The sequence below is a fragment of the Acetobacter sp. DmW_043 genome (genome assembly GCF_002153485.1).
Taxonomy (GTDB): Bacteria; Pseudomonadota; Alphaproteobacteria; order Acetobacterales; family Acetobacteraceae; genus Acetobacter; species Acetobacter thailandicus.
In genome coordinates, this window is the sequence record NZ_JOMN01000044.1 from 1 (window position 1) to 4,062 (window position 4,062).

At 48.4% G+C, this 4,062-nt stretch carries 3 protein-coding genes and 1 pseudogene; 2 read left to right on the plus strand and 2 right to left on the minus strand.

Translation table 11 applies throughout. The features are described 5' to 3' along the window. Positions 1-399, minus strand: a pseudogene (locus HK11_RS12630) (IS5 family transposase); the annotation flags it as partial. 205 nt (positions 400-604) lie between these two features. Then, positions 605-1,396 (minus strand): helix-turn-helix domain-containing protein, encoded by a 792-nt coding sequence (locus tag HK11_RS10615; RefSeq protein ID WP_086555322.1) that lies wholly within the window; start codon positions 1,394-1,396, stop codon positions 605-607. Positions 1,397-1,519: 123 nt separating this feature from the next. Between HK11_RS10615 and HK11_RS10620 the strand changes: the two genes are divergently transcribed. Further along, on the plus strand, positions 1,520-2,707 hold the full coding sequence (locus tag HK11_RS10620; RefSeq protein ID WP_233133440.1) for an MFS transporter: 1,188 nt from the start codon (positions 1,520-1,522) through the stop codon (positions 2,705-2,707). A gap of 400 nt (positions 2,708-3,107) precedes the next feature. Further along, complete coding sequence (locus HK11_RS10625) at positions 3,108-3,656, plus strand: hypothetical protein (protein WP_086555323.1); 549 nt, start codon at positions 3,108-3,110, stop codon at positions 3,654-3,656. The last annotated feature ends 406 nt before the right edge of the window (positions 3,657-4,062 follow it).

Here is a 4,062-nt window from a genome sequence, read left to right on the forward strand (position 1 = left end):
GCCGCCCCTGATCATCGCACATGGCATGCAGTTTTGAGTTCAGACCGCCTTTTGTGCGTCCGATATAGCGGGGAAAAGCCCTTTTTTAAGCAGAGAGGCTGCCGTTCTGTGTGCTTTGAGATGTGTGGCATCGATCATCAGACGCTTCGAACGACCCGCCTGCTCTGCCAGGGTTTTAAAAATCCTGTCAAAGACACCCAGGCGGCTCCAGCGAATGAAGCGATTATATAAAGTCTTGTGCGGGCCATACGCTTTGGGAGCATCTTTCCACTGAAGCCCGTTGCGGATCACGTAAACGATCCCGCTCAGAACACGCCGGTCATCCACGCGAGGCATGCCGTGCGCCAGAGGAAAAAATGCCTCCATCTGACGCTCAGACAACAAAAATACATCACCCACAGGCTCATCCTCCATCGGTAAGCCTATGAATCACAATCTCTCGCTCAGTTCAATAAATTAACAGGTCCAGAGCCTAGGTATTAGGTAAAAATATCAGGGCTCCTGAGGAAAACAGGCTGACCTTCATTGGCAAGCTCGTTGAGTCATAATCTCTCGCTGACTTCAGAAGATTAATGCGTCCTGCCCCTGGTATTACAGTCGCATTTTACACCTGACCGGCATGCTCAAAATAACGAGCCGGTGTTTTACCGAGCGCTTTTTTAAACATCTGAATAAATGCCGTAACCGATTCATAACCTAATGCTTCAGAAACCTTCTGAACGGCAACTCCTTTAGCAAGCTCCCGTAACGCTATAATCAGCTGAAGCTGCTGACGCCAGCGGCCGAAGGTCAGTCCGGTCTCCTGTACAATCAGTCGCGCGAGAGAGCGTTCGCTCAAAGCAACACGCTCGGCCCAGATTGCCATTGTTGCTCTGTCAGCAGGATTACTGGTGAGCGCTTTTGCTATTTCCCTTACTTTCGGATGATCAGAAACAGGCAGGTTCAGCCGCTCCTCTGGCATAAGGGTCAGTTCATCAAGCAGCACTCTGACAAGCCGAGCTGTGTGACTATTAGCGCTGTAGTCAGAGGAAAGACCTGCAAGATGAAGAATCATCTCACGTACAATGGCTGATATTCCCAAAGTGCAGCAATAATCAGGTAAAGCAGCAGCACCGGGTTCAACAAATAAAAAAGCAAGGTGAGCATTATCTGTTGCACGATTGCTGTGTACCACCCCGCCAGGCACCCATACACCACAATTGGGAGGTACGATCCAAATACCATTGGCAGCTGTAAAAGTTACCGCACCATGTAACGCAAGAATAAGCTGCCCCTTACGGTGCGTATGTGCCGGAGCATCAAGTTCATAACGCGTAAACTCCAGACTGAGCGCGATGGCTGGCTGGTAAGATGTATCGGGATCAAAATCTTCAGGAGCAATCTGAGAGGGCAACATCGTTATTCTGTTATTTTTGGCAGGATAAAATGATTATCAGTCATTATATCGCAATTCATATAAGCGAAAAATAGCTATAACAGTGAAAGAGCCTTACGGCACCTACACTGGAACAGATTTTTTATGAAGAAAAATTTCTCATCATTCATGGTATCGCGACCAGTGCTTCTTATCACCGGTATTTTGCTTATTGCCACCAGTCTGCGCGCGCCCGTTACAGGAATTGCGCCTTTACTCACGATGATCCATAAAACTTTCGCACTGACCACCTTCGCAACTGGCACACTAACAACCCTGCCACTGCTGGCTTTTGCTTTTGCATCACCCTTTTGCGTGTTGCTGGCAAGGCATTATGGTCTTGAACGCAGCCTGATGCTGGGCCTGGTGCTTATTACATCTGGTATTTTTATAAGATCATCCGGAACAGTCTCGATGCTATTTGCCGGTTCAGCGGTTATCGGGCTGGGTATTGCTATTGCTAATGTTCTTCTGCCTGCATTGCTGAAACGAGATTTTCCCAAAAATATTACAACGTTAACCGCTGTCTATGCTTTTGTTTCTGGCGTAGCGGCAGCTGTATTTTCAGGTTGCGTTGTACCTCTTGCCACTCTGCCCTCTTCAAACTGGATGCGTGCCTTAGAGCTTTTTGCCATTCTGCCTTTACTGACAATTGCTGTCTGGCTGCCGCAACTACGTAACCATACTCAGCCAGTTGCCGAAACTGCTTCTCCACAGACGTTTCACACGAAAATATGGCAATCTTCTCTGGCATGGTATGTCACGCTATTTCTGGGTCTTAACTCACTGATTTATTATACAGTCATTACCTGGCTGCCCAATATTCTGACCGCAGCAGGCTATTCACTTCAGGAAGCGGGATCTCTTCATGGACTAACGCAGCTAGCCACGGCCATTCCGGGTCTGGTGCTTGTACCCACACTACACCGCTTTAAAAACCATAAAGTCATGGCAGCCGGGACGACCATCATTACAGGCATTGCTTTACTGGGACTACTTTGCTGGCCGCATCACGCGACTATCTGGACAACGCTTTTTGGTTTTGGCACCGGAGCAAGCTTTATTATGGCTTTATCTTTTATTAGTCTCAGAGCTGGCACTGTACGCCAGGCAAGCGCTTTATCAGGGATGGCACAAACCATTGGCTACACCATTGCCGCAGCGGCGCCACCACTTGTTGGTGCACTGCATGATACATCCGGCAGCTGGTCTGCCCCTGTCGCACTGTGTATTACAACCTGCGGCATTATGGCAGTATGTGGATATGCAGCGGGTAGTTCTCGCCAGCTATAACCATATTATTTACCCTCATATCTGACCAGAAACGACAAAACATGGCAGGCAGAATTCGGCCCGCTGTCTGAAGCCATTCAGCGGGCGACACGGTGTACAGAAGGCTCGTGAAAGAAGACTACGAGCGCTGCACTTCAACACTCGCTGCAATGCACACCATTGCCTTCGCAGGTTTCATGCTGAAAAACGTAATACGACTGCTCATACAAAGTGAATAACACCCTCCAGGAGGAGAGTGCCGCGATGACAACAGGGCCTTGTTGTACGACAGGACTGTAGCCAGCACACGACTGATGCTTGGTTGTTCATGTTTCCTGCATATGCGATCCTCCCTCGAATTTTATCTTGGAGCATCTTCCGGCTCAGCCCGGAGGATTCCTGATTCCAAAAGGACAGTCTCGTGGATCTCAGCCAGAAAATTGCAGATTACGGCGCTGATGCCGTACGTTTTTACGCCAGAATGGCAAAACTTGATTACGATAATGAAGTCCGGGAAGAATTTGTAAGCTCATGGATAGCAAGGAAGCTATTCGAGAACGATGGACTAACTGTTCACGTCGAGCGGGAATACACCAGGATAATACGAGATCTTAAGAACGAAGTGACCTCGACAGATATTTCCAGTATGGGAGGCTGGCGCGCAGATATTGCCATTTACGGCCCTGACGGTTCCCCCCTGTCGATCATCGAAGTCAAGATCTGCGATGAAGGCGACCGTGGTGGCACGGCAGTATTGAGAGACCGTGAAAAAATCAACGTGCTCAGTAAGCGGGTAAAGATTGATACCTATCTTGCTATCCTGCTCACGGACATTAATGACACAAACAAATGCGCTGATCGTCGTCAGTGTCTGGAGAAGAAGCTGCCCGGAAGCTTCACAGGCGACAGTGGAGCAATTCGTGCACTGAACGGGGAGTGGGAATGGCAGTTTTTGGCCGGAAAGTGGTGAAATCTTTCACCTTCCCTTTCTTCTCTGTTTTCAGGGGAGGGGGTATGATCCTGAGATCGTAGAACGCAGCCCTTTTATCTTCGGGTGCCGGACATGGTTCACCCACGAGAGGCTCTTTATTGCAGAGAGAGTGTTGTTGTGATTCACAGGCTTACCGATGGAAGGTGAGCCTGTGAATGATGCATTTTTGCATTCTGAACACCAGATGAAGCGGATTAAGCCGCTTCATCTGGTGTAATACTTGAGTGAAGCTGTATATAACTTCGGTATCTGTGCCAAATCCGTACCGCTTTATACGGATGATAATTTTATATAATAAAATCAAATAATTATATAAAATAATAACTACCTTGACATGGTAGGGGTCGTAGGTTCAATCCCTGCTGCGCCCACCATTCCTGTCGCA